At 51.6% G+C, this 26,698-nt stretch carries 19 protein-coding genes and 1 pseudogene; 7 read left to right on the forward strand and 13 right to left on the reverse strand.

Translation table 11 applies throughout. The features are described from left to right. Window positions 1-135 precede the first annotated feature (135 nt). The 9 genes and pseudogenes from M1E03_RS17395 to M1E03_RS17435 all read right to left on the reverse strand — a co-directional run bounded on the left by M1E03_RS17395 (window position 136) and on the right by M1E03_RS17435 (window position 17,033). The gene (locus M1E03_RS17395) at window positions 136-8,532 is read right to left on the reverse strand and encodes a hypothetical protein (protein ID WP_458110811.1); all 8,397 of its coding nucleotides are present in this window, start codon (window positions 8,530-8,532) and stop codon (window positions 136-138) included. Between the two features lie 51 nt (window positions 8,533-8,583). Then, window positions 8,584-8,979: pseudogene (locus M1E03_RS17400) on the reverse strand (NTTRR-F1 domain); the annotation flags it as partial. Window positions 8,980-9,198: 219 nt separating this feature from the next. Then, window positions 9,199-10,146 carry an NTTRR-F1 domain gene (locus M1E03_RS17405; RefSeq protein ID WP_458110537.1) on the reverse strand — a complete coding sequence of 316 codons (948 nt, stop codon included), beginning with the start codon at window positions 10,144-10,146 and terminating at the stop codon, window positions 9,199-9,201. Between the two features lie 126 nt (window positions 10,147-10,272). Then, window positions 10,273-10,965 (reverse strand): N-acetyltransferase, encoded by a 693-nt coding sequence (locus M1E03_RS17410; RefSeq protein WP_103750385.1) that lies wholly within the window; start codon window positions 10,963-10,965, stop codon window positions 10,273-10,275. Between the two features lie 106 nt (window positions 10,966-11,071). Continuing rightward, on the reverse strand, window positions 11,072-11,788 hold the full coding sequence (treR, locus tag M1E03_RS17415) for a trehalose operon repressor (RefSeq protein WP_020450546.1): 717 nt from the start codon (window positions 11,786-11,788) through the stop codon (window positions 11,072-11,074). A 21-nt stretch (window positions 11,789-11,809) separates the two neighbouring features. Next, window positions 11,810-13,498, reverse strand: a complete 1,689-nt coding sequence (gene treC, locus M1E03_RS17420; protein WP_080131271.1) for an alpha,alpha-phosphotrehalase — start codon at window positions 13,496-13,498, stop codon at window positions 11,810-11,812. Between the two features lie 73 nt (window positions 13,499-13,571). Beyond that, the gene (gene treP, locus M1E03_RS17425; RefSeq protein ID WP_080131270.1) at window positions 13,572-14,984 is read right to left on the reverse strand and encodes a PTS system trehalose-specific EIIBC component; all 1,413 of its coding nucleotides are present in this window, start codon (window positions 14,982-14,984) and stop codon (window positions 13,572-13,574) included. Window positions 14,985-15,172: 188 nt separating this feature from the next. Next, window positions 15,173-16,585 carry an alanine/glycine:cation symporter family protein gene (locus tag M1E03_RS17430; RefSeq protein WP_095292877.1) on the reverse strand — a complete coding sequence of 471 codons (1,413 nt, stop codon included), beginning with the start codon at window positions 16,583-16,585 and terminating at the stop codon, window positions 15,173-15,175. A gap of 70 nt (window positions 16,586-16,655) precedes the next feature. Further along, a complete protein-coding gene (locus M1E03_RS17435) occupies window positions 16,656-17,033 on the reverse strand; it encodes a DnaJ family domain-containing protein (RefSeq protein WP_020450542.1) in 378 nt (125 codons plus the stop codon). A 262-nt stretch (window positions 17,034-17,295) separates the two neighbouring features. Between M1E03_RS17435 and M1E03_RS17440 the strand changes: the two genes are divergently transcribed. The 4 genes from M1E03_RS17440 to M1E03_RS17455 all read left to right on the forward strand — a co-directional run bounded on the left by M1E03_RS17440 (window position 17,296) and on the right by M1E03_RS17455 (window position 20,635). Further along, window positions 17,296-19,257, forward strand: coding sequence for an LTA synthase family protein (locus M1E03_RS17440; protein WP_075213001.1), 1,962 nt, complete (start codon window positions 17,296-17,298; stop codon window positions 19,255-19,257). Between the two features lie 124 nt (window positions 19,258-19,381). After that, on the forward strand, window positions 19,382-20,134 hold the full coding sequence (gene map / locus M1E03_RS17445; protein ID WP_020450540.1) for a type I methionyl aminopeptidase: 753 nt from the start codon (window positions 19,382-19,384) through the stop codon (window positions 20,132-20,134). An 83-nt stretch (window positions 20,135-20,217) separates the two neighbouring features. Then, entirely contained in the window at window positions 20,218-20,373 is a 156-nt protein-coding gene (locus M1E03_RS17450; protein WP_020450539.1) for a hypothetical protein, read from the forward strand. 130 nt (window positions 20,374-20,503) lie between these two features. Then, window positions 20,504-20,635, forward strand: coding sequence for a DUF2639 domain-containing protein (locus M1E03_RS17455; protein WP_003179731.1), 132 nt, complete (start codon window positions 20,504-20,506; stop codon window positions 20,633-20,635). 40 nt (window positions 20,636-20,675) lie between these two features. Here M1E03_RS17455 and M1E03_RS17460 read toward each other — a convergent pair whose 3' ends face one another. Next, complete coding sequence (locus M1E03_RS17460; RefSeq protein WP_023855759.1) at window positions 20,676-21,326, reverse strand: MOSC domain-containing protein; 651 nt, start codon at window positions 21,324-21,326, stop codon at window positions 20,676-20,678. 111 nt (window positions 21,327-21,437) lie between these two features. On the opposite strand from M1E03_RS17460, the gene M1E03_RS17465 reads away from it, so the two are divergent. The 3 genes from M1E03_RS17465 to M1E03_RS17475 all read left to right on the forward strand — a co-directional run bounded on the left by M1E03_RS17465 (window position 21,438) and on the right by M1E03_RS17475 (window position 22,737). Beyond that, window positions 21,438-21,710 (forward strand): acylphosphatase, encoded by a 273-nt coding sequence (locus tag M1E03_RS17465; RefSeq protein WP_020450537.1) that lies wholly within the window; start codon window positions 21,438-21,440, stop codon window positions 21,708-21,710. Window positions 21,711-21,817: 107 nt separating this feature from the next. Further along, window positions 21,818-22,102: an autorepressor SdpR family transcription factor gene (locus M1E03_RS17470; protein ID WP_020450536.1), complete on the forward strand. Its 285-nt coding sequence runs from the start codon at window positions 21,818-21,820 to the stop codon at window positions 22,100-22,102. Then, complete coding sequence (locus tag M1E03_RS17475; RefSeq protein WP_039073277.1) at window positions 22,099-22,737, forward strand: SdpI family protein; 639 nt, start codon at window positions 22,099-22,101, stop codon at window positions 22,735-22,737. Before M1E03_RS17470 ends, M1E03_RS17475 begins: the two co-directional genes overlap by 4 nt. A gap of 40 nt (window positions 22,738-22,777) precedes the next feature. Here the strand turns inward: M1E03_RS17475 and M1E03_RS17480 are convergent, their stop codons facing one another. From M1E03_RS17480 to M1E03_RS17490, 3 genes are all read right to left on the reverse strand, one after another. Beyond that, the gene (locus tag M1E03_RS17480; protein ID WP_023855760.1) at window positions 22,778-23,812 is read right to left on the reverse strand and encodes a glycosyl hydrolase family 18 protein; all 1,035 of its coding nucleotides are present in this window, start codon (window positions 23,810-23,812) and stop codon (window positions 22,778-22,780) included. A gap of 15 nt (window positions 23,813-23,827) precedes the next feature. Beyond that, a complete protein-coding gene (locus M1E03_RS17485; RefSeq protein WP_458110538.1) occupies window positions 23,828-24,925 on the reverse strand; it encodes a nitric oxide synthase oxygenase in 1,098 nt (365 codons plus the stop codon). A 128-nt stretch (window positions 24,926-25,053) separates the two neighbouring features. Then, window positions 25,054-26,697, reverse strand: coding sequence for a M14 family metallopeptidase (locus tag M1E03_RS17490; RefSeq protein WP_095292891.1), 1,644 nt, complete (start codon window positions 26,695-26,697; stop codon window positions 25,054-25,056). Window position 26,698 lies beyond the last annotated feature (1 nt).

Raw genomic sequence — 26,698 nt, forward strand, 5'->3', positions numbered from 1 at the left:
TTTCCATACGATTAAAACACATTTATAGAAGTTAAATCCGAGTGAATCAAACTATATTAACTTTAAAGCAACGTTCTTTCACTTAATATGAAACTTCAAAAGGGGAAAGCTCCATTTAGCTTTCCCCCCCTCCCTTTAAGGGAACCGAATGAGATTTAAATCTCTATTAAATGCTGCAGCGGAAGTAACATTTGAAGCCGTTGTTACCGCTACCCTAACTGAATAATCAACTGTTGCGGTGGCAGGAACTGTATCAACAATTGTGCTGGCTAATGGAAACCTTTGAGTGCCGGCAGCCGCGAGACTCCTATTAAATATTCTTGTTTGAACTAAAGTTCCGCCTCTATATAGCCTTATTTCAAAAATTATATTACTGTTTGCAGTATTTACAGCTTCTATAGCCAATGCATAATCCACCTTAATATTTTGCCCACTAGTGACCGATACATTAGGAACCGATACAACAGTTACTTCTGTATTTAAAGGAACCGTTGGCGGATTGTAAACAGTAGTAGACCCAAATAGATTGTTAAAGAATATAGCAGTTTGTGGACTGGCTGGTCCTGTTGGTCCTGTTGGACCAGCTGCTCCCATTGTTCCTGCTTCACCCGGCGGACCCGTTGGACCCTGTGGACCTGTTGGGCCTGTCGCTCCCGTTGCCCCTGTCGGGCCTGTCGCTCCCGTTGCCCCTGTCGGGCCTGTCGCTCCCGTTGCGCCTGTCGGGCCGGTTGCTCCCGTCGGGCCGGTTGCTCCTGTTGGACCCGTTGATCCTGTCGCCCCTGTTGGACCCGTCGCTCCCGTTGCGCCGGTTGGACCTGTCGCTCCGGTTGGACCCGTTGGACCTGTCGCCCCTGTTGGGCCCGTCGCTCCCGTTGCGCCTGTGGCTCCCGTTGCCCCGGTTACTCCTGTTGGACCTGTCGCTCCGGTTGGACCTGTCGCTCCTGTTGGACCCGTTGATCCTGTCGCCCCTGTTGGACCCGTTGGTCCTGTCGCCCCTGTTGGGCCCGTCGCTCCCGTTGCGCCGGTTGGACCTGTCGCTCCGGTTGGACCCGTTGGTCCTGTCGCCCCTGTTGGACCCGTCGCTCCCGTTGCGCCTGTGCCTCCCGTTGCCCCGGTTACTCCTGTTGGACCCGTTGGTCCTGTGGCTCCTGTCGCTCCTGTCGGACCTGTTACTCCTGTTGGGCCTGTTGCTCCTGTTGCCCCTGTTACTCCTGTTGGACCTGTCGCTCCGGTTGGACCCGTTGGTCCTGTTGCCCCTGTTGGACCCGTTGCTCCCGTCGGACCTGTCACTCCGGTTGGACCCGTTGCTCCCGTCGGACCGGTTGCTCCTGTTGGGCCGGTTGCTCCTGTCGGACCTGTTGCTCCTGTCGGGCCTGTTGGGCCGGTTGCTCCCGTCGGACCGGTTGCTCCGGTTGGACCCGTTGCTCCGGTTGGACCCGTTGCTCCGGTTGCGCCTGTCGGGCCGGTTGCTCCTGTTGGTCCTGTTGCTCCCGTTGGACCTGTTGCCCCTGTTGGACCTGTCGCTCCTGTTGCCCCTGTTGGACCTGTCGCTCCTGTTGGACCCGTCGCTCCGGTTGGACCCGTCGCTCCTGTTGCCCCGGTTGGACCCGTCGCTCCTGTTGGACCCGTCGCTCCTGTTGCCCCGGTTGGACCCGTCGCTCCTGTTGGACCCGTCGCTCCTGTTGCCCCGGTTGCTCCCGTCGGGCCGGTGGCTCCTGGCGGACCTGTTGCGCCTGTCGCTCCTGTTGGACCCGTTGCTCCTGTTGGACCCGTTGCTCCTGTTGGGCCGGTTGCTCCCGTCGGGCCGGTGGCTCCTGGCGGACCTGTTGCGCCTGTCGCTCCCGTTGCGCCTGTCGCTCCCGTTGGACCGGTTGGGCCTGTGGCTCCGGTTGCTCCTGTCGCTCCCGTTGCTCCTGTCGGGCCTGTTGATCCTGTTGGGCCGGTTGCTCCGGTTGAACCCGTTGGTCCTGTTGGACCCGTTGCTCCTGTTGGACCGGTTGCTCCGGTTGCTCCGGTTACGCCTGTCGCTCCCGTTGGGCCTGTCGCTCCCGTTGCGCCTGTCGCTCCCGTTGGACCGGTTGGGCCTGTGGCTCCGGTTGCTCCTGTCGCTCCCGTTGCTCCTGTCGGGCCTGTTGATCCTGTTGGGCCGGTTGCTCCGGTTGAACCCGTTGGTCCTGTTGGACCCGTTGCTCCTGTTGGACCGGTTGCGCCTGTCGCTCCCGTTGCCCCGGTTACTCCTGTTGGACCTGTCGCTCCGGTTGGACCCGTTGGGCCTGTCGTCCCGGTTGCTCCGGTTGCTCCTGTCGCTCCCGTTGGACCTGTTGGGCCTGTCGCTCCCGTTGCTCCTGTTGCCCCTGTTGGACCCGTCGCTCCCGTTGCTCCCGTTGCCCCGGTTACTCCTGTTGGACCTGTTGGACCCGTTGGGCCTGTTGCTCCTGGCGGACCTGTTACTCCTGTTACTCCTGTTGGACCGGTTGAGCCTGTGGCTCCGGTTGCTCCCGTCGGGCCGGTTGCTCCTGGCGGACCTGTTGCGCCTGTCGCTCCTGTTGGACCCGTTGCTCCTGTTGGGCCGGTTGCTCCCGTCGGACCTGTCGCTCCTGTTGGACCCGTTGCTCCTGTTGGACCTGTTGGACCCGTCGCTCCCGTTGCTCCTGTGGCTCCCGTTGCCCCGGTTACTCCTGTTGGACCCGTCGCTCCTGTTGCCCCGGTTACTCCTGTTGGACCTGTGGCTCCGGTTGGACCCGTTGGTCCTGTTGCCCCTGTTGGACCCGTCGCTCCTGTTGCTCCTGTGGCTCCCGTTGGTCCTGTTGGGCCTGTTGCTCCTGTTGCCCCGATTACTCCTGTTGGACCCGTCGCTCCCGTTGCTCCTGTGGCTCCCGTTGCCCCGGTTACTCCTGTTGGACCGGTTGAGCCTGTCGCTCCCGTTGGACCTGTTGGGCCTGTGGCTCCGGTTGCTCCTGTCGCTCCCGTTGGACCGGTTGCTCCTGTCGCTCCCGTTGCTCCTGTCGGGCCTGTTGATCCTGTTGCTCCTGTCGGGCCTGTTGATCCTGTTGGGCCTGTTGATCCGGTTGAACCCGTTGCTCCCGTCGGACCCGTTGGTCCTGTTGGACCCGTTGCTCCTGTCGCTCCCGTTGCTCCTGTTGGACCGGTTGCGCCTGTCGCTCCCGTTGCCCCGGTTACTCCTGTTGGACCTGTCGCTCCGGTTGGACCCGTTGGGCCTGTCGCCCCGGTTGCTCCGGTTGCGCCTGTCGCTCCCGTTGGACCTGTTGCCCCTGTTGGACCCGTCGCTCCCGTTGCGCCTGTGGCTCCCGTTGCCCCGGTTACTCCTGTTGAACCCGTTGGGCCTGTTGCGCCTGTCGCTCCTGTCGGGCCGGTGGCTCCTGTTGGACCCGTCGCTCCTGTTGCGCCGGTGGCTCCCGTTGCCCCGGTTACTCCTGTTGGACCTGTCGCTCCGGTTGGACCTGTGGCTCCTGTTGGACCCGTTGGGCCTGTTGCTCCTGTTGCCCCTGTTACTCCTGTTGGACCGGTTGAGCCTGTTGCTCCTGTCGCTCCGGTGGCTCCTGTTGCCCCTGTTGCTCCCGTCGGGCCGGTGGCTCCTGGCGGACCTGTTGCGCCTGTCGCTCCAGTTGGACCCGTTGGTCCTGTTGCCCCTGTTGGACCCGTCGCTCCTGTTGCGCCGGTGGCTCCCGTTGGACCTGTTGGCCCTGTTGCTCCTGTCGGGCCGGTTGGACCTGTTGCTCCTGTTGGACCTGTCGCCCCGGTTGCTCCGGTTGCGCCTGTCGCTCCCGTTGGACCTGTTGCCCCTGTTGGACCCGTCGCTCCCGTTGCGCCTGTGCCTCCCGTTGCCCCGGTTACTCCTGTTGGACCCGTTGGTCCTGTGGCTCCTGTCGCTCCTGTCGGACCTGTTACTCCTGTTGGGCCTGTTGCTCCTGTTGCCCCTGTTACTCCTGTTGGACCTGTCGCTCCGGTTGGACCCGTTGGTCCTGTTGCCCCTGTTGGACCCGTTGCTCCCGTCGGACCTGTCACTCCGGTTGGACCCGTTGCTCCCGTCGGACCGGTTGCTCCTGTTGGGCCGGTTGCTCCTGTCGGACCTGTTGCTCCTGTCGGGCCTGTTGGGCCGGTGGCTCCCGTCGGACCGGTTGCTCCGGTTGGACCCGTTGCTCCGGTTGGACCCGTTGCTCCGGTTGCGCCTGTCGGGCCGGTTGCTCCTGTTGGTCCTGTTGCTCCCGTTGGACCTGTTGCCCCTGTTGGACCTGTCGCTCCTGTTGCCCCTGTTGGACCTGTCGCTCCTGTTGCCCCTGTTGGACCTGTCGCTCCTGTTGGACCCGTCGCTCCTGTTGCCCCGGTTGGACCCGTCGCTCCTGTTGGACCCGTCGCTCCTGTTGCCCCGGTTGGACCCGTCGCTCCTGTTGGACCCGTCGCTCCTGTTGCCCCGGTTGCTCCCGTCGGGCCGGTGGCTCCTGGCGGACCTGTTGCGCCTGTCGCTCCTGTTGGACCCGTTGCTCCTGTTGGACCCGTTGCTCCTGTTGGGCCGGTTGCTCCCGTCGGGCCGGTGGCTCCTGGCGGACCTGTTGCGCCTGTCGCTCCTGTTGGACCCGTTGCTCCTGTTGGACCCGTTGCTCCTGTTGGGCCGGTTGCTCCCGTCGGACCTGTCGCTCCTGTTGGACCCGTTGCTCCTGTTGGACCCGTTGCTCCGGTTGCGCCTGTCGGGCCGGTTGCTCCTGTTGCTCCCGTTGCTCCTGTTGGACCGGTTGCTCCTGTTGGACCGGTTGCGCCTGTCGCTCCCGTTGGGCCTGTCGCTCCCGTTGCGCCTGTCGCTCCCGTTGGACCGGTTGGGCCTGTGGCTCCGGTTGCTCCTGTCGCTCCCGTTGCTCCTGTCGGGCCTGTTGATCCTGTTGGGCCGGTTGCTCCGGTTGAACCCGTTGGTCCTGTTGGACCCGTTGCTCCTGTTGGACCGGTTGCGCCTGTCGCTCCCGTTGCCCCGGTTACTCCTGTTGGACCTGTCGCTCCGGTTGGACCCGTTGGGCCTGTCGTCCCGGTTGCTCCGGTTGCTCCTGTCGCTCCCGTTGGACCTGTTGGGCCTGTCGCTCCCGTTGCTCCTGTTGCCCCTGTTGGACCCGTCGCTCCCGTTGCTCCCGTTGCCCCGGTTACTCCTGTTGGACCTGTTGGACCCGTTGGGCCTGTTGCTCCTGTCGGACCTGTTACTCCTGTTACTCCTGTTGGACCGGTTGAGCCTGTGGCTCCGGTTGCTCCCGTCGGGCCGGTTGCTCCTGGCGGACCTGTTGCGCCTGTCGCTCCTGTTGGACCCGTTGCTCCTGTTGGGCCGGTTGCTCCCGTCGGACCTGTCGCTCCTGTTGGACCCGTTGCTCCTGTTGGACCTGTTGGACCCGTCGCTCCCGTTGCTCCTGTGGCTCCCGTTGCCCCGGTTACTCCTGTTGGACCCGTCGCTCCTGTTGCCCCGGTTACTCCTGTTGGACCTGTGGCTCCGGTTGGACCCGTTGGTCCTGTTGCCCCTGTTGGACCCGTCGCTCCTGTTGCTCCTGTGGCTCCCGTTGGTCCTGTTGGGCCTGTTGCTCCTGTTGCCCCGATTACTCCTGTTGGACCCGTCGCTCCCGTTGCTCCTGTGGCTCCCGTTGCCCCGGTTACTCCTGTTGGACCGGTTGAGCCTGTCGCTCCCGTTGGACCTGTTGGGCCTGTGGCTCCGGTTGAGCCTGTCGCTCCCGTTGGACCGGTTGCTCCTGTCGCTCCCGTTGCTCCTGTCGGGCCTGTTGATCCTGTTGGGCCGGTTGCTCCGGTTGAACCCGTTGCTCCCGTCGGACCCGTTGGTCCTGTTGGACCCGTTGCTCCTGTCGCTCCCGTTGCTCCTGTTGGACCGGTTGCGCCTGTCGCTCCCGTTGCCCCGGTTACTCCTGTTGGACCTGTCGCTCCGGTTGGACCCGTTGGGCCTGTCGCCCCGGTTGCTCCGGTTGCGCCTGTCGCTCCCGTTGGACCTGTTGCCCCTGTTGGACCCGTCGCTCCCGTTGCGCCTGTGGCTCCCGTTGCCCCGGCTACTCCTGTTGAACCCGTTGGGCCTGTTGCGCCTGTCGCTCCTGTCGGGCCGGTGGCTCCTGTTGGACCCGTCGCTCCTGTTGCGCCGGTGGCTCCCGTTGCCCCGGTTACTCCTGTTGGACCTGTCGCTCCGGTTGGACCTGTGGCTCCTGTTGGACCCGTTGGGCCTGTTGCTCCTGTTGCCCCTGTTACTCCTGTTGGACCGGTTGAGCCGGTGGCTCCTGTTGCCCCTGTTGCTCCCGTCGGGCCGGTGGCTCCTGGCGGACCTGTTGCGCCTGTCGCTCCAGTTGGACCCGTTGGTCCTGTTGCCCCTGTTGGACCCGTCGCTCCTGTTGCGCCGGTGGCTCCCGTTGGACCTGTTGGCCCTGTTGCTCCTGTCGGGCCGGTTGGACCTGTTGCTCCTGTTGGACCTGTCGCCCCGGTTGCTCCGGTTGCGCCTGTCGCTCCCGTTGGACCTGTTGCCCCTGTTGGACCCGTCGCTCCCGTTGCGCCTGTGGCTCCCGTTGCCCCGGTTACTCCTGTTGAACCCGTTGGGCCTGTTGCGCCTGTCGCTCCTGTCGGGCCGGTGGCTCCTGTTGGACCCGTCGCTCCTGTTGCGCCGGTGGCTCCCGTTGCCCCGGTTACTCCTGTTGGGCCTGTCGCTCCTGTTGGACCCGTTGATCCTGTCGCCCCTGTTGGACCCGTTGGTCCTGTCGCCCCTGTTGGGCCCGTCGCTCCCGTTGCGCCGGTTGGACCTGTCGCTCCGGTTGGACCCGTTGGTCCTGTCGCCCCTGTTGGACCCGTCGCTCCCGTTGCGCCTGTGCCTCCCGTTGCCCCGGTTACTCCTGTTGGACCCGTTGGTCCTGTGGCTCCTGTCGCTCCTGTCGGACCTGTTACTCCTGTTGGGCCTGTTGCTCCTGTTGCCCCTGTTACTCCTGTTGGACCTGTCGCTCCGGTTGGACCCGTTGGTCCTGTTGCCCCTGTTGGACCCGTTGCTCCCGTCGGACCTGTCACTCCGGTTGGACCCGTTGCTCCCGTCGGACCGGTTGCTCCTGTTGGGCCGGTTGCTCCTGTCGGACCTGTTGCTCCTGTCGGGCCTGTTGGGCCGGTTGCTCCCGTCGGACCGGTTGCTCCGGTTGGACCCGTCGCTCCTGTTGGACCCGTCGCTCCTGTTGCCCCGGTTGCTCCCGTCGGGCCGGTGGCTCCTGGCGGACCTGTTGCGCCTGTCGCTCCTGTTGGACCCGTTGCTCCTGTTGGACCCGTTGCTCCTGTTGGGCCGGTTGCTCCCGTCGGACCTGTCGCTCCTGTTGGACCCGTTGCTCCTGTTGGACCCGTTGCTCCGGTTGCGCCTGTCGGGCCGGTTGCTCCTGTTGCTCCCGTTGCTCCTGTTGGACCGGTTGCTCCGGTTGCTCCGGTTGCTCCGGTTGCGCCTGTCGCTCCGGTTGGGCCTGTCGCTCCCGTTGCGCCTGTCGCTCCCGTTGGACCGGTTGGGCCTGTGGCTCCGGTTGCTCCTGTTGCTCCCGTTGCTCCTGTCGGGCCTGTTGATCCTGTTGGGCCGGTTGCTCCGGTTGAACCCGTTGGTCCTGTTGGACCCGTTGCTCCTGTTGGACCGGTTGCGCCTGTCGCTCCCGTTGCCCCGGTTACTCCTGTTGGACCTGTCGCTCCGGTTGGACCCGTTGGGCCTGTCGTCCCGGTTGCTCCGGTTGCTCCTGTCGCTCCCGTTGCCCCGGTTACTCCTGTTGGACCTGTCGCTCCCGTTGCTCCTGTTGCCCCTGTTGGACCCGTCGCTCCCGTTGCTCCCGTTGCCCCGGTTACTCCTGTTGGACCTGTTGGACCCGTTGGGCCTGTTGCTCCTGTCGGACCTGTTACTCCTGTTACTCCTGTTGGACCGGTTGAGCCTGTGGCTCCGGTTGCTCCCGTCGGGCCGGTTGCTCCTGGCGGACCTGTTGCGCCTGTCGCTCCTGTTGGACCCGTTGCTCCTGTTGGGCCGGTTGCTCCCGTCGGACCTGTCGCTCCTGTTGGACCCGTTGCTCCTGTTGGACCTGTTGGACCCGTCGCTCCCGTTGCTCCTGTGGCTCCCGTTGCCCCGGTTACTCCTGTTGGACCCGTTGCTCCGGTTGCCCCGGTTACTCCTGTTGGACCTGTGGCTCCCGTTGCGCCTGTCGGGCCTGTTGATCCTGTTGAGCCTGTTGCTCCCGTCGGACCCGTTGGTCCTGTTGGACCCGTTGCTCCTGTTGGGCCTGTTGCCCCTGTTGGGCCTGTCGCTCCCGTTGGGCCTGTTGCGCCTGTCGCTCCTGTCGGGCCGGTGGCTCCGGTTGCTCCTGTCGCTCCCGTTGGACCTGTTGGGCCTGTCGCTCCCGTTGGGCCTGTTGCGCCTGTCGCTCCTGTCGGGCCAGTTGCTCCGGTTGAACCCGTTGCTCCCGTCGGGCCTGTTGGACCTGTGACTCCGGTTGGACCCGTTGCCCCGGTTGCGCCTGTTGCTCCTGGTTGATCAATTGTTATCATTGCAACATCATCAATTAGTATCGGTGCCCCCCCACTAAGAGGGAGTTTTTGAATAGTTACCACTCCTATAACGGTTCCAGGAGGAGCACTATTCGTTGTAGCATAAATTTCATTCCACACATTTACTGCAGATAGACGGTTTACTGGAATTGTTAAGCTTAATCCCTGCGACAAAAAGTCAAAAGAGGAGTTGTAATAATCTACTGTTATTACAATCGCAGGATTAGGAGCGCTGCTAGCTTTTGAAATAGATATAACAAATTCAAAATTCTCTCCCGGGTTAACCAGAAAGCTCTGAGCTAAGATTCCAATCGATGAAGTTACCAAGTTAACACTATAAATCCCTGAATGGCTGAAATTAGAAGTAACTACGGCATTAAATCCTGTCCAAGGCGGCAGAGAACCGGTTTCAAACCCTCCATTTATTATTCGATTCTCAATGGTCAATCAAGTTTCACCACCCTTTCTCAAAAATTGAGATAATAATATCCCTCAAACAAAATATGAAATATCTATGTATACCGTTTGGATAAAACTCTATTTCTTTGAATTTTTATAACGCCAATCACTATAAATGATAAATTTTATAATTTATCATTAGAATCTTTTAAACAAAAACCCCCTTTAAGCTTTATGAAAACTTAAAGGGGACTCTTCATTTTACAATCAATCAAAGATTACAGCATTTAGCGCTCTTGTATTAACATTGGCTGCCAAAAGGTTAGTCCCTGTTACATTAATTCTAACCTCATAAGTTTGTGTTCCTGCCCCTGGTGTATCAACCCATGTAAGGTTAGGAATATCACCATATACACGAACCGAACCTGCCGATTTTTCATCCTGAGAATCAACAGACACTTGTGCGATAGCGCCGTTATTTCTATACAATGTAAAAATTATACTGTATTCAAAAGTAGTAGCTGGCCCTATGATAATATCAACTTCAGCCATAGAATCGACTTTTATATTCTGTCCAGCTGAAGAGGTAACAGTTGTCGTTAGAATTGGTGTTTCGCTGCCAACTGTGAGTGAAACAGGGTCAGTTGACTGCGCCGGTGTTCCCAACAGACTTCCCGGACCCGTTGCGCCTGTCGGGCCTGTTGCTCCCGTCGGACCAGTCGCTCCTGTTGGACCTCCTCCACCCTCAACACTCAATAGAGCAACATCATCCACAAGCACGCTTGCAGTTCCCGCCTGCGGAATGTTGTTGATCAAAATGAATGCCTGGGTGGTGCCAGGGGGAGCAGGTGAAGTTGTTTGATAGACTTCAAGCCATGTCCCATTTTCGGCTGCCGGTATTCTGCTTGACGGCACAGTGGCAAATAACCCGTATCCGAGAAAATTAAATTGACTGTTAAAATAAGTAACTTGTATCGTGACAGAAGGTGCCGGGAGAAATCCCGCTCTCGCAAGAGAAACGAGAAATTCGCTTCCTTCCCCAGCCCTGGCCGGAACAAATTGAGCAATATATGATGTGACTGGTCCGCCCAAAAATCTTGCAGAGAAAAATCCTGAGTGCGAAAACTGACTTGTAACAGATGCGTTTACGCCTACCCAAGGCGAGAAGGTTCCCGTCTCAAATCCCCCGTTCATCACCGCGTTTTGAATGGACATTTTTCCACCCCCAGTTCTTTTCATTTTCTGGCTGCAATGATCTTTAAAAGATATTGAAGCTCTATATCCTATGATCTCTCTTTTTTGCAGACACGTTATATAACACAGATAAGATTGAAAAACCGTTTATTTCAGCAATCGGCCTGGATTGCCCACAGCCGTTTTACCTGCGGGAACATCCTTTGTGATGACGGCGCCCGCTCCGATGACCGCATGCTCCCCGATGATGACCGCCGGCAGCAATGTTGCGTTGTTCCCGATTTTCGCTCCTCTTTTAATAGTTGGACCTTGATACGGGTAGTTTCCCATTCCCATATATTTATCATTTGATGTGGAACAGCAAGGGCCGATAAACACTTCATCTTCGATCGTCATATCAGCGGTGATATAGCAGCCCGTTTGAATCGTGACTCTCTTTCCAATTCTGGTATTGTTTTCAACCATCGCGTTGCGTCCTATAATGCTTTCTCTTCCGATCGCAACATTTTCGCGAATGCTCGCCATGTCTCCCACAAAAACGCCTTTTTCCAACAGCACGTCCCGGTATATAACAGCACTCGCACCGACTACGGCATCATCTTCTATCCGCAAAGGCGCTCCCGCCTGCTTCGGCTGGCGGGCCATTTTTTTATTTGAAGAAGCCGCTTTGCCAAGGACGGCCAAATCGCCGATTTTCACCCCGCTGCCGATCTGAGTATCCTTTTTAATAATGGCATGATGACCGATTGTTACGTTGTCCCCGATGACCACATTTTCTTCAATGACAGCGTGCTCTCCCAATACTACGTTCTTTCCGATCTTTACGGTTTCATGAATCATTGATTACATCCTCCATTTCTCATTTACACCTGCTGCAGCATATTCAATGCGGACGTGATGAGAAACGGCTGCATAAAAAAACACGGCCGCCGTCAGGCGCACCGTGCTACTTTTCTCTTCTTGCAAAATCGACAAACCGGAATTTATCCAGGCGGTGTCTGCTTTCCGTATATTGAAACAAGGTTGTATCATCAAGGAAAACAAAATTCTTCACAACCACAATGTGTTCGTATCCGTTCAAATCCAAATATTCTTGATCCTCAGCCGTACATGGCTCGACCACAATTTCCTTATGGGCATAGCTGATGACGAGCCCGCATTCACCTTCAAGGTATTGGTAAATCGAGTCCTCGCATATTTCTTTCGTCAAGAGCGGCACATGCTTGCGGATAAAATAGTCTTTATCCAGGATGATGCGCTCTCCGTTAATATTCCGCGATCTGACGACGCGCCATACCTCTTCATCTCCGGAAGTGCGAAGCTGCTTTTGAATATATGCATCCGGATGCGTCAAGCCGAACTCGTGGACCGTCGTGCTTGTCTCTTTGCCAAGTGTTTCTGAAAGCTCCTTAAAGCTGACCAAACCGGAAACCGGGAACTGCATTTTCTCCCTGTGCAGCACGACTGACCCCTTTCCTTTGATCTTTTGAATATATCCGTTCTGGGCAAGCACATTCAGCGCTTTCCGAACGGTTTCCCTCGAGGTGTCGTGCTGTTCGGCAAGGTCGTTTTCAGACGGCAGGATATCTCCGGCATTCAGTATGCTTTGATCGATTTGTTCTGCAATTTGTTTGTAAATCATCATATACTTATTGATCTTCATTTTTTTACCACCACGCTTAGTTTAGCATGGTTTGGCAAGATGATAAACAATCGATTGATACGGTTTCACTTTAAAGCGTGTAAATGACTCAGGAAGATCGGTGTCATTGGAAATGAGAACCTTGGCATCATAGCCTTCAATATCAATATCAGCAGGGAGCTGGAACTCTGTTTCTTTCCCGTAAAAATTATTGATCACCAGCAGTTTTTCATCCGCTCCGTTTCTCAAATACGCATAAAGTGCTTGATCGTCTTCCAGAATCAGCTGATAATCTCCGGTTGTGATGATATCGAATTCCTTGCGGAGCTTATTCAGCTTTTTATAATGGTAGAAAATCGAGTCAGGATCGCTGAGCGCTTTTTCTGCGTTGATTTCTTTGTAGTTGTCAGGCACCGGAATCCACGGTGTCCCCGTCGTAAACCCGGCATTTTTTTCTCCGTTCCACTGCACCGGCGTCCTTGAATTATCACGGGACTTCGCTTTCAGGATTTCGATGATTTCGGCTTCCGGCTTTCCTGCTTCTTTCAGCAGACGGTACATATTGAGAGATTCGACATCCCGATAAAGAGAGATGTCATCGAATTTCGGGTTGGTCATTCCGAGCTCTTCTCCCTGGTAAATGTATGGTGTCCCCTGAAGCATATGAATCGCGGTTGCCAGCATTTTCGCAGATTTTATGCGGTATTTTCCGTCGTCTCCGTAGCGTGAGACGATCCGCGGCTGGTCGTGGTTGCACCAGAACAATGCGTTCCACCCGCCTCCTTTATGCATCTCAGTCTGCCATTCAGAAAGAATCTTCTTCAGCTTTAGAAAATCAAAATCCGCCAGCGCCCATTTTTCCCCGTTTGGATAGTCGGCCTTTAAATGGTGAAAGTTAAACACCATATCGAGCTCCCGGCTTTCAGGGTTTGTATACCGGATGCAATCTGCGATTGTCGTCGATGACATTTCCCCGACCGTCATGCTGTCGTATTTTGAAAAGACCTCCCTGTTCATTTCATTCAAAAACTCGTGAACCCTCGGCCCGTCCGTATAAAATCTGCGCCCGTCCCCTTGATCATCATCAGGGAAACGCTGGTCTTTTGAGATGACATTGATGACATCAAGTCTGAAGCCGTCGATTCCTTTTTCAAACCAGAAATGCATCATCTTGTACACTTTTTTTCTGACTTCATCGTTCTCCCAATTCAAATCCGCCTGTGTAACATCATAGAGATGGAGATAATACTGTCCGGTCTCTTCATGAAACTCCCACGCCGAACCGCCGAACTTCGATTCCCAGTTTGTCGGCGGGGCACCGTCCGGCTTCATGTCCTTCCAAATATAAAAGTCGCGATACGGATTTTCTTTTCCGGACGCTGCTTCTTTAAACCATTTGTGCTCTGTTGATGTATGGTTGACGACAAGATCCATGATCACCTTTATGCCGCGTTTGTGAGCCTCTTCTAGAAGCTCTTCAAAGTCGGCCATTGTTCCATATTCTTCATGAATGTTGTAATAGTCGCTGATGTCATAGCCGTTGTCGTTTTGCGGCGATTGATAAATCGGCGTCAGCCAAATGACATCACAGGCGAGCTCCTTGATGTAGTCGAGCTTTTCGATGATGCCGCGAATGTCGCCGACACCGTTACCTGTTGTATCTTTAAAGCTTTTCGGATAAATCTGATAGACGACTGCTTTTTTCCACCATGGATTTTCTTTCGTTTCCACTTTTCAACACCACCGTTTTCTTCTTTATGAAATGGGAAAAGGGCTGACAAATATGCGCGCCCCTCTCCCTCTCTTATTTCATTTTTAATTTTGCATAGAGGTATGTTCCGGCGAACGGCGCGATCAGCACGATCGCCATCCCGACTGCAAACGCTCCCCAGAATTGGCTCATGATAGAGAAAATGCCGGGTACACCGCCGACGCCGACAGAGCTTGCCAAAACCCCTTGCGAGGAAATGAACATTCCGGCAATCCCCGAGCTGATCATCGCGATCACGAACGGAAATCTGTATCTGAGATTCACCCCGAACAGCGCCGGTTCGGTAATTCCGAGATAAGCTGAAATGCCGGATGTCAAGGACAGACCTTTCTGCTTCTCATCTTTGACAATAAACATCATCGCAAGTGCCGCTGAACCTTGTGCGATATTGGACAGCGCCAGCATCGGCCATAAAAATGTTCCGCCGAGCTTTGATCCGATCAGCTGAAGGTCAACGGCAAGGAATGTATGATGCATTCCGGTAATGACGAGAGCGGCGTAAAGTCCGCCGTATAACAGTCCGCCCAGTACGGCAAATTGTTCAAAGACAGCAATAAGGCCTGATGTTAAGACATTTCCGATGGCAAATGTAATCGGTCCAATGACAATAAATGAAGCAAAACCTGTGACAAGCAGCGTAATCGGCGCCACGACAAGGAGCTGAATGCTCTCAGGCGTCCGCTTTGTCAAAAAGCGCTCAATTTTTGCAAGCAAATAAGATGCGAGCAAAATGGGAAGCACCTGCCCCTGATAGCCGACCTTCTGCACTTCCAGACCGAATAAATTCCAGACAGGAATCTCTCCGCTTTGCTCGGCAGCCCCGTATCCCCAAGCGTTTAACAAATCAGGATGCACAAGCATGACGCCCAGCACGATGCCGAGCAGCGGATTTCCGCCAAACCGCTTGACGGCCGACCAACCGATTAATGCCGGGAGAAATGCGAAAGCCGTTCCCGCAATCAAGTTAATCATATTGGCGAGATCCGCCCATTGCGGATAGACTTCAACGATCGATTTTCCACTGAAGAAAATGTCTTGAGCCGTCAGGATATTGTTGATTCCCATCAGCAGTCCGGCGGTGACAATCGCCGGCAATATTGGAATAAAAATATCTGCAAGCGTTTTCACAGCACGCTGTAAAGGATTCATATTTTTCTCTGAGGCTTTCTTGACGTCATCTTTTGACGATTCGCCGATTCCTGTGGCCTTCACCAGCTCCGCATATACATTGTTGACCGTTCCTTGGCCGATCACCACTTGAAATTGGCCGTTAGTTGAAAACGATCCTTTGACAACATCTATTTGTTCCAGCACCTCTTGATTGACTTTGCTTTCATCGAGCAGTGCAAATCGCAGACGCGTCACACAATGGGTAACAGCTGCAATGTTGTCTGCACCGCCGACAGCATCGACAATCCGTCGCGCTGATTGATTTAAATCAGTCATTCCAATCCCTCCTTCTCCTCTTATAACTTGTATATACATGTCATACCTATATTGTATTTCTGTATATACAAGTAGTCAACATATTTTTATAGCGCTTTCAAAAATAAAAAAAGCCCGGCCGTTCCCTTCATAAAACGAAGGACAGCAAGGCTTCCTCCGATTTATGCGCCGGGAACAACCGGCTGAGATCATAAATTGTTCACTTTTTCATCACGTTCATCAGCGCCGTCCTGCTGACCGATGTCTTTCAAATAATACTTTTCTGATGTAAAAAACTCATCATATAAAGACCTTACTTTTTTGCTCAAGAGCAGCACCGCCAAAATATTCGGAATAAGAATGAAAACGAGCGCAAGATCAAGGAATCCCCATATCGCCTTTGCTCCTCCGGCAGCACCGATGATGACGGCGGCCAGATAGACGAATTTAATCATATGCCCCGCGAGCCGTCCGAACAGAAATTCAGCTTGTTTTACTCCGTAAAAAATGACCACTGTGATCGTTGATAAGACAAAGAAAACGAGCGAGACGGAGACGAAGTATCCGCCCACAGGGCCGAAATAGCTGCGGAATGCGGCTGCCGCCAGTGCTCCCGGATTGCTCGCCGCATTTTCAGCGGTCCAGACGCCTGATGCGAGCACGACGAAGGCTGTGGTCGTGCATATCAGCAGCGTATCGACCACAATGCCGATCACCGCCCAGAATCCCTGTCTCACAGGGTGGTCGGTCATCGCCGCCGCGTGGGCGATCGGCGCCGTCCCCATCCCGGCTTCGTTGGAATAAAGTCCACGCGCAAACCCCCAGCGAACGGTTTCAGCAACCGCCGCACCTGCAAAGCCGCCGAATGCCGAAGAAGATGTAAACGCATTCGAAAAGATGAGAGAGAAAAATGCGGGTACAGAAGAAAGGTTCATGACGACAATCAAGAAACCGGCCCCGATGTACGCCCCTGCCATAAGCGGAACCGCAAGCTCTGTCACTTTTCCAATCCGTTTAATCCCTCCGATCACCACTAAACCGATCAAAAAAGCAATCCCGATTCCGGTGTATAAACGATTGAATGAAAACGACTCAGCTAATGATGCGGAAACCGAATTTCCCTGCACCATGATGCTCGGAACGAGCTCAATCATCAGCGCGACCGAAAAAAAGACGCCGAGCCATTTCATAGAGAGTCCTTTTGTAATGTAATACATCGGCCCACCGACATATTCGCCTTCTTCGTTTTTTTCTCTGTAGTGGACGGCGAGGACGCTTTCCGAAAACTTGATCGCCATGGCAAACAGAGCGACCAGCCACATCCAAAACACGGCTCCCGGACCGCCGAACATGATCGCCGCAGGCACACCGACGATATTGGCGGCGCCGACTGTTGAGCTGAGAGCCGATGTCAAAGCTTGCAACGGTGTAACCGTCCCTTCTCCTTTCGGCTTTTTGCCGACGCTTCCGATCGTCTGCTTAAAGATATAGAGAGGATAGCGAAATTGAAAAAATTTCAGCAGGATCGTTAAATAGACTCCCGTTCCTGTCAGCAGTATGATGAGCGGCGGCCCCCAAAGCCAATCTGATATGTATTCAACCCAGTTCAACAATCGTTCCATCCTATCACCCTTTTATTCGTTTATGGGTCAATACCACTATAGGACAGAAATAAACCTGCTCAGCGCTTTTTTATTTCCCGCTGAGCCTTCGGTACACTTTTTCTTTATAAAACGCTGAGGCAGGTTTGGAAAACATGCCTTTTTTATCGGCGAGCCTGTCGAGCCTGAGCCGCGTTTCTGTTTTTCTCTCAATTAAACGATCGCGCTCGTCTTCATCCGCGCACTTTGCGATTAAGTCGTCAATTGTCATCAGCTCTTTCTTCAAAGCCCCTTCATCCCCCGTCATTCCGGCGTTTTTCATCACCCGGTAAGCCATGCGGAGATGCTCTGGAACATGGGCGGCATCGTCTTTTTTCAAGGGTTTCCCCATTCCCGGAAGCCCTTCGAATTCGCCGTCCTTAATGGCCCGCTTAATCTTATCTTCTGAAACAATGCTCGAAAAATCCATGGTCTACATCCTCCCCTTTTGTTCATATACTAACAACAGTCTGCCATAAAGATGCGTTCCCGCCAATGCAAGACAAGCGTAAAATATTCCCAAATGTTTTTCAGAGAACTGTAAAACCCTGATTTACCAGGGGGTTTGAGCTTCTTTTCACAAGGTTGATTTCCGCTTTTCTAAATCGGTATTTCATGGTATATTTTATACATTCGTTTTTTTCTTTCGTTCCGATGGTTTTTTACTGATCCGGAAAAAAGGAGTGTAACAATTGAAAAGATTTATTAAGGAAAGAGGTCTTGCCTTCTTCCTGATAGCCGCCATATTGCTATGGCTGAAAACTTATGCTGCGTATGTAATTGAATTTAATTTAGGAATAACCAACACAGTACAACAGATTTTGCTTTTTGTGAATCCGATTAGCTCAAGCTTGTTCTTTCTTGGATTAGGACTCTTGTTCAAGAAAAAAATACAGCAGACAGCGATTATAGTGATTCATTTTTTAATGTCTTTTTTGCTATATGCAAACGTCGTATACTACAGATTTTTCAGCGACTTTATCACGCTGCCTACGATCATGCAGGCAAAAACAAACGGGGGGCAGCTCGGGGACAGCATCTTCTCGCTCATGCACCCGCTTGATGTTTTGTATTTCATCGATACCTTTATTTTAATCGGGCTGGCTGTATTCTATAACAGACCTTCTGAAACAACAACGAAGCGCCCGTTTAAAATTGTGATGGGAACAAGCATCCTTGTCTTCCTCGTCAACCTGGCCGTTGCCGAGATTGATCGTCCAGAGCTTCTGACCCGTTCTTTTGACCGCAACTACCTTGTGAAATATTTGGGAACCTACAACTTCACAATCTATGATGCGGTGCAGAATATCAAGTCAAACAGCCAGCGCGCACTGGCAAGCTCCAGCGACGTGACGGAAGTAGAGAACTATATTAAAGCCAATCATGATAAGCCGAATGCCGAATACTTCGGAAAAGCGAAAGGCATGAACGTGGTTTACATTTCACTGGAATCACTTCAGACGTTCGCAATCGACTATAAGATCGACGGCAAGGAAGTCACGCCGTTCTTAAATTCACTGGCGCATGACAATGAAACGTTTTATTTTGATAACTTTTTCCACCAAACAGGACAAGGTAAAACGTCTGACGCGGAATTTATGATGGACAACTCGCTGTATCCTTTATCACAAGGGTCAGTGTTCATTAATAAAGCGCAAAACACGCTGCAGTCAACTCCGGCCATTTTGAAGTCTCAAGGCTATACATCAGCGGCATTCCACGGCAACTACAAAACGTTCTGGAACCGCAATGAAATGTATAAAGCCATCGGTTATGACAAATTCTTTGACGCTACGTATTACGATATGAGCGAAGATAAAACGAAAAACTATGGATTGAAAGATAAACCGTTCTTTGAAGAATCAATGCCGCTGTTGAAAAGCCTGAAACAGCCGTTCTATACGAAGTTTATCACCCTTTCGAACCATTTTCCGTTCGAGATGGATGAAGGCGATACAGACTTCCCTGCCGGCGATACCGGCGACAGCGTCGTTGACCATTATTTCCAGTCGGCCAACTACATGGATCAGGCCATTGAACAATTTTTCAACGATCTGAAAAAATCCGGACTGTATGATAATACGATTGTCGTCATGTACGGAGACCACTACGGTATTTCGGAAAATCACAACAAAGCGATGGCCAAAGTATTGGGCAAAGACATCACACCATATGAAAATGCCCAATTGCAAAAGGTTCCGCTGTTCATCCACGCGCCTGGGGTCAAGGGAATCAAATCCAATAAATACGGCGGCGAAGTTGATGTAGCCCCTACCCTGCTTCATTTGATGGGCGTGAATACGAAAGATTACCTGATGAGCGGTTCAGACCTTCTGTCACCGGAACACCGTGAAATTATTCCGTTCCGCAACGGCGATTTCGTTTCTCCGGAATATACGAAAACGAACGGAAACTACTACGACACGAAAACAGGAGAACTTCTGAACGAAAAAGACATCGATCCGAACATCGATGAGTCCGTGAAAAAAGAACTCGAAATGTCGGATAAAATCGTCGACGGAGATTTGCTGCGCTTTTATAAACCGAAAGGCTTTAAAGCGATCAACCCGAGCGACTACGACTACACCAACCACAATCCGAAAACATCAGAATCTGATGCGGCGCAAACTACGAAATCAGATTCCGGACAATAAACAAAAAGCACCCGCTTCATTAAAAGCGGGTGCTTTTTTGGTCTTGAAGCCGCGCTGTTCCTTTTTCGCAAGCAGATATGGTAAGCTTGAAATAGAATATAAAAAAAGAAAGCGGGAATGAATTGTGATTGTAACAAATGACCAAGAGCTGGAAGGGCTCAAGAAAATAGGCAGAATCGTCGCTTTAGCCAGGGAGGAAATGAAGGCAAAAGCAGCACCCGGCATGAGCACAAAAGAGCTGGACCTCATCGGTAAAGAAGTGCTTGAGGCTCATGGCGCCGCATCGGCTCCGGAAAAAGAATACGATTTCCCAGGAACGACGTGCATCAGTGTGAACGATGAAGTCGCCCACGGCATCCCAAGCGAATCCACGATTTTAAAAGAAGGGGATTTGATCAACATCGACATCTCCGCTGAATTTGGCGGCTACTATTCTGATACTGGCATTTCATTTGTACTCGGAAAAGGCGATGAAACGCTGCACAAGCTTTGCCAAAGCGCGGAAAGCGCATTTCAAAAGGGACTTTTGCAGGCGCGCGCCGGCAAGAAACAAAACCAAATCGGCAGAGCCGTATACAATGAAGCAAAAGCAAACGGATTTACCGTCATTAAAAACCTGACGGGACACGGGATTGGAAAGAACCTCCATGAAGCGCCCAACCATATCTTAAATTACTATGACCCGTTTGATAATGCGCTCTTTAAAAATGGAACCGTCATCGCCCTTGAGCCGTTTGTTTCCACAAAAGCCGAGCATACCATCGAAGCCGGAGACGGCTGGACATTCAAAACGCCTGACGGCAGCTTTGTGGCACAGATCGAGCATACAATCGTCATTACGAAAAACGAACCGATCATTTTAACACAGCTTGACTGATTACGTGAAAAAGCCCGGCTCATAGAAGTCCGGGCTTTTATGCTAAAATAAAAGACAAACTGTGCCGAAAGGAGCTTTACCGCATGCTGTTTGCCATCATCGGGCTGATCTTTTTCATCGAGAGCATCCTGTTAATCGTATATGCTCATAAAAAAAAGAACGGCTTCTTAAAATATATCGGAATCGTCCTCAGCATCTCGATCATTGTGATGATCGTCACCAGTTTGACACACGGCTGAAGCCTTCCTCAAACTTCCAAACTACGACGAAAGACTCAGTTTTTAAAAATTGCCGCCTATCCCTTTTCAGTGTTTTTCTATAGATGTTAGAATGCCAATTGCATCGAATTATAGAAGGGAGTTTTCTGCCATGCATTACGGAAGCAAAGGCTGGTATGTAGAAGAACTGAAAAAGCTGGGAATGACAAAGTATGAAGGAAGAAAGCTTCAAAGCTATAAAAAACACTTTTTGGCCAACCTGCTTGAAAGCGTCAAAAAATAAACATGTTAAAGCCGTGCTCCTTTTCGGACACGGCTTGTTTTTATGCGCTCAGCTCCTTTAAAAATGAGCTTCTCCAGCTTTCCGACAGCGCTTCAACCTCAAGGATCTTCCGAATGGCGGGGTGATTGCCCCTGTCATGGTACATCAAATGGTTGGCGTACGAAACTGTGGCTTCATGCGCATCTCTTGAAACGAGCTGCAGCCCGGAATCGGGCGCAACGATTCCTTCTTCGAGAACCCTGAAATAAAATCCGCTGAACCCGGTGTCCCTCACCAGTAACACCATATCTTTTTGATTCAGCCGTTTGGCAAGCTTGAAACAAGGCTGGCGCGGCTGGCTGACTTGAACAAGAGCCTCCCCCAGCTTGAAGATATCACCGATGCACACATCTTTTTCGGTGAGCCCTTTAACCGTCACGTTTTCTCCAAATGCCGCCTCCGGCAGCTTCCGCTTCAAGACGCTTTCCCAATACATGTAGTGGTCCGCCGGATAGACGCAAACCGCTTTATCCACTCCTCCGTGGTGAATCAGATCCGCCTGCCCGTCCCCTTCAAAATTCGTACGGCTCAAATATACGGGTCCGCCGACAGGCTCCTTCACGATTGCCGTTTCCACCTGTTTTCCGTCGAATTCGTATGTGTGCGGACGGCCTACATGAATAGATAAAATTTCATACTCCTGATGCTCCAAAACCTCACGCCCTTCCTTTATTTTCACATTTTAACGATTTATCCGAAGTATGTCTATCCCATGATCTCAAAATGAGAAATATGGTAGCATAAAAGAAAAGGAGTGTTCTCGATGCTTCAATACAGAATCATTGTAGACGGACGCGTTCAGGGCGTGGGATTTCGCTATTTTGTTCAAATGGAAGCAGATAAGCACAAATTGACCGGCTGGGTCCGGAACCGCGACAACGGCACAGTTGAAATCCGCGCCGAAGGACCCGAGGAAAGCCTGAAGCCATTTTTAAAAGCGATTCAAAAAGGAAGTCCCTTCTCAAAAGTAACGGACGTGAATGTCGAAGAAACAAAAGAGATTGACGGATTCCACAAGTTTAATATCAGCTATTGAAAAATCCGCCGGAGATGGCGGATTTTTCAAACGAATCTTGACTAAATTCCTCTTTTATTTTAGTATTTAGTTAAATAGCTAAATACTTAATTCCAAGGATGCTGAATATGAACCAAACCTTTAAGGCTCTAGCTGACCCGACGAGAAGAAAAATTTTAAATCTGCTGAAGGATCGGGATATGACCGCCGGTGAAATATCTGACCAGTTTCAAATGTCTAAACCAAGTATATCTCAGCATTTAAAAATTTTAAAACAGGCTGAATTAATTCAAGATGAAAAAAAAGGCCAATACATCATTTACTCGCTGAACACCACAATATTTCAAGAAATCATCGGCTGGGCTTTCAGTTTTACTGAGCAAGCCGGCAAAGATAAAGGGGATGCCAAATGAGAAAACACATCTTTTCACTCGCTATAATCGCCATAAATCTAATCATGTGGGCAATCGCTTATCCGCACATTTCCGATCAAGTTCCAATTCATTGGTCATTTTCGGGAGAAGTCGACAGTTATGCTTCAAAAATGGAAGCAATGCTTATCATGACCGGGCTGCTCGTTTTTGTGTATGTGTTGATGTTCTTAACGCCAAAAATCGATCCGCGCAGAAAAAACTATCAGCTTTTTTCAAAGACTTATTACCTTCTCATCAATGCCATGCTGATTCTATTTTCCCTGATCAACGTGCTTGTAATCATGACAGGGCTCGGGTATGATCTGCCCGCTGGCAGCATTGTACCGGTTCTAGTAGGCGCTCTACTCATTGTCATAGGCAATTACCTCCCGAGAGTCCGCTCAAACTTTTTTTTCGGGATCAAAAACCCTTGGACATTGAGCAGCGATTCAATCTGGAAAAAAACCCACAGATTTGCGGCGAAAGTATTTACTTTAGCAGGACTGCTGATCATTGCGGACGGATTGTTATCTATCAGCCCAGAAATCATGCTTCCGGTTATTTTGGCAACGGTTTTCGCGCCCTATATTTATTCTTATGTCCTGTACCGGAAAGAAATCAATATGAAAAGCTGACATGAGAATAAATGAAAAAGAAGGCTCCGAATTGGAGCCTTTATTTTATTCCCTTCCGCACCGCCTGCCAAAAAGAGGCCGATTCATGTCCCATCGAGTAGACGGAAACTCCTGCGATTTTATATCGCATGGCCAGGCGGCTTTTCGCCGCAATCGTTTTTTCATCTTCATACCAAACGACATGGCGGTGTTTGTGTTGATCTGTATAAGAAAATCTCATCGACCCCGATCTTTTATCATATACAGGCTTAGCCTTCACTTTTTTCTTAAGCGCCTTCACGTCGTTCCACTGCTTCAATTTGCTGTTCTTTCGGGATGTTAAATCCCAATCATTCCCGTATGAGGGGATGCCCATAATGACTTTTTCGGCTTTGATCGTTTTCACCGCATATGCTAATGAGCTTTTGACCCAGTTCATTCCGGCAACAGAGCCCGGCTCGCTCCAGATCCCGTGTTCATCGTAAGTCATGACTTGAACATAGTCAGCTGATTTTCCGATTTCCGCATAATCATACGGCCAGCTCCAACCATCTTTTCGGTCATCTGCACTCTTCGCCGGTACCGAAACCATCGTTTTGATCTTGTGTTTTTTCAAAGCGGCTGCGACATGACGGATGAAGCTTGAGTATTTAGCTCTCTCGTTCGGCTTTACAGCTTCAAAATCAATATTAATTCCGGTAAACGACTGCTTCTTCGCAAGCGTAATAAGCTGTTCTGTAAAGTGCTGCCGCGCCGTTTTGTCGGACATGACCGTTGATGCCAGATTCCCGTCAAAATCGTGAATGGATTCGTTGTAGTTTGAAATGACCGCCCACGTCTTGAGGCGTTTCTTCTTTGCAAACGATAATTGTTTTTTCGGAGTGTCTCCGATGATATCTCCTTTTTGATTAAACGCGTAGGTGTCGAGAGCTGCGGCATTGATATAGTGATGGTATGCCGTCAGCGATTGATAGGAAGCTGCTTCCCCTGTTGTATAGCCGAGTACGATTTTGGCCGCTTTTGCTTCTGTTTCTGTATATGTAAGCATCGTTAAACATACAGCGAATACGCTGCATAGCAAGTAGATTTTTCTCATTGTCTATTCGTCCTCTCAATCGTTCGAATAAGGCTTTTCCTGATAAAAGTAATTCGGTTTAAGCGTTTTATTTTCATAATAGCTGTGAAAGATATGGGTCGCTGCCGGAGATAACGGCGGAATCAGCCATGTCCAGCTTGCTGAAAGCTCCCTTCCCGCTTCAGCTTCCTGCTCCTCGAACCGCTTGAATTGGCTTGCCGCGGTATGGTGGTCAACAATGCTGACGCCGGCATTTTTATAAGAGTGAAGCACCGCCGTATTTAATTCAACAAGCGCCTTGTCTTTCCACAGCGAAGTATTCCGTTCCGTATCAAGTCCCATAATGGCTGCCACTTTTTCGAGTACATTATAGCGGTCTGTATCCGCGAGGTTGCGCGCTCCGATTTCCGTTCCCATATACCAGCCGTTAAACGGGGCGGCATTATAATGAATTCCTCCGACCTCCAGCTTCATATCGGCTATAATCGGCACACCGTACCACTTCAGCCCCAGACTTTTAAAGCCTTCAATCTCCGGATGTTCAATCCTGACCTCTTTGACGATTTCACGAGGCAGCTCATACCACACAGGGGGATGGCCATCTATTTGAAAAACAAGCGGCAAAACGTCAAAAGGCGTACCTTCGCCTTTCCAGCCGAGCGCTTCACACGCTTTTGTCAGTTCCAATGATGCCGGATCGCCGATGACACCTTGCTCCGTTTCATACCCCGCATACCTGATCAGCTGATGGTTCCAAATGGACACTTTTTTTTGCCCGCTATGTTCCGGGGGAAAAATCGTAATGAACGGTCTGATTTTCCCTCCGTTTGTCGCAAGCTCTATATGGTGAAAAAGCGCATCCCGCACCTCTGCCTCGGTTTGAACGCCTCTTTGATCGATGACAGTAAGAGAGTGCCAAAACAGCCGGCCGATGCAGCGGCTGCTGTTTCTCCACGCCATTTTCGCGCCATGTTCGATTTCTTCTAATGTATGTGTATAGCTTCCGGTTTCTCTGATTTCTTCGTCTATTTTATGTAAGCGCATCCTTGTTTCTTCTTCGGACTTCGACAGTTCCCCGTAGCAGAGCTCGATGAAGGTCTTGGCTTCCCTCCATAATTCTTCATATGATTCCAACCGGATTCTCTCCTTCCAGATTTCAGACTGATATTTATTGTATAGGTTTCAATCTCAGTTTAAAACCATTATGTATGAAAAGACAAAAAACCGCTAAAAAGCATCCGTCAAAGACGGATGCCTGATGATTATTCCTTAATGTTAAGCGTTTTGGTGTTCAGCATGAAGCGGTAAACCGGCAGCTGTTTGCCTGTTTGAGAAGGGATGTAACCCGTGCTTACATAACTGTCAACCGATTCCGGCTCAAGCGCAATCGACAGCAGATTGCTTTGCGGCTGTGCTGTAAAATAGATTTTTGTTCCTTTTGGAAACTCTTTTTTCTGTTTTTTAAGCTTCGTTTCCACCTTGATCACAGGCCGGCCCTCAGATTCTCCCGATGTTTCTTTCGATAAAACCTCATACGCTTCAGCGGTGAGCTTTTGTTTGAAAGGAAGTGTCACGCTTTTTAATCCCTGATCCCTCAGCTTCTGCTCAATATCTTGATGGCCCGGAAGGACAAGGTAAGCGGTCGGACGTGTTCTTGACAGCACAGGGACGGCTTCCGAAGCGCTGTAATATTGGACAGGAACGTCAACTGCTTGTCCTGAAGCGATATCAGCGACTTTCAGCGTTTCTTTATACGGCCCTGCAAACTCACTGTTGATGACCACTTGGTCTTTATCGCTCACTTTTGCACCATTTTTTATCAGCTTTAATTTTTCTTTGGCGACAAGGCGCTTGATCTCGGCTGCATGCTTCACTGTCGTGTCGATGATCGTCTCATGCGTAGCAACCTGAGCCGCGACTCTTCTTGCAAAATTTTCGCGTCCGATGTCTATCCCCCTGCTTTCCACTAGGAAGGAAAGAGCAGGCTGGAGGCCGAATGCATTACGTCCGATTCTCGCTTCAGTACCGCCTTCATAGATTTCGATTTTTCCGTCCTTGCTTTTTCCTGTCGTATAATATGCATCATTAGAAAAACCTTTTTCATCAAGTTTAGCTCTGACGCCGTTCACATAAAGGCTGTCAGACGCATATCTGATCGATTCGGGAATGTTTAAGTTTTTTCCTGATAAAATTAAAATATCATGGTATTTTAATGACCCTTTTTCGCCTACGCTTTGAAATTCGTTTTGGCCGACACCGTATTCATGGGCATCAATAACGACTTCAGGCGAATATTGATTGAACTCCTGGTGAATGGCGCGGACTTCCGGAGATTCAAGCTTAACATGATCCCTGTTTCCGTCGATTCCGCTCGCCAGCCGTCTGTTAAACTGATACGAGCCGTCGGGATTGACCCGCGGAACGACGATGACATTGATCTTGTCCAACACTTTGTCGCCGTACGGCCCGGCCAGTTTTTCAGCCATCGCCAGGACCGATTCTCCCGCCGCCGGCTCATTTCCGTGTATCTGTCCTTGCAGCCAGACGGTCGGTTTTTTTGATATGGAACGTATTTGCTTATCCTTTGTGAAATAAAGCACGGGAATATTTCTTTTTTCAATTGAAAAACCGATATTCCCGATTTTGACATTCGGGCTTTTCTTTGTCAGACTGGTTATAAACTTCATCATTTCTTCTTGTGTCGTAAAGGCTTCCCCTTCTTTCACAAAAGCAGGGGTCGAGAAAGTTTCTTCCGGCTCCGGATATAATGATGACACTTGCTCTGGCTGAGTATAGTTCTTTCCATAATAAGGGGTTTCCGCAGCGTGAACCGCATCAGACACCATCAGTCCTGCAAACATTGCCGCAGCTGCCAGCAAAGCTTGGACCCTTTTTTGAATGTTCATC

This window comes from Bacillus sp. PK6-013 (assembly GCF_054161445.1).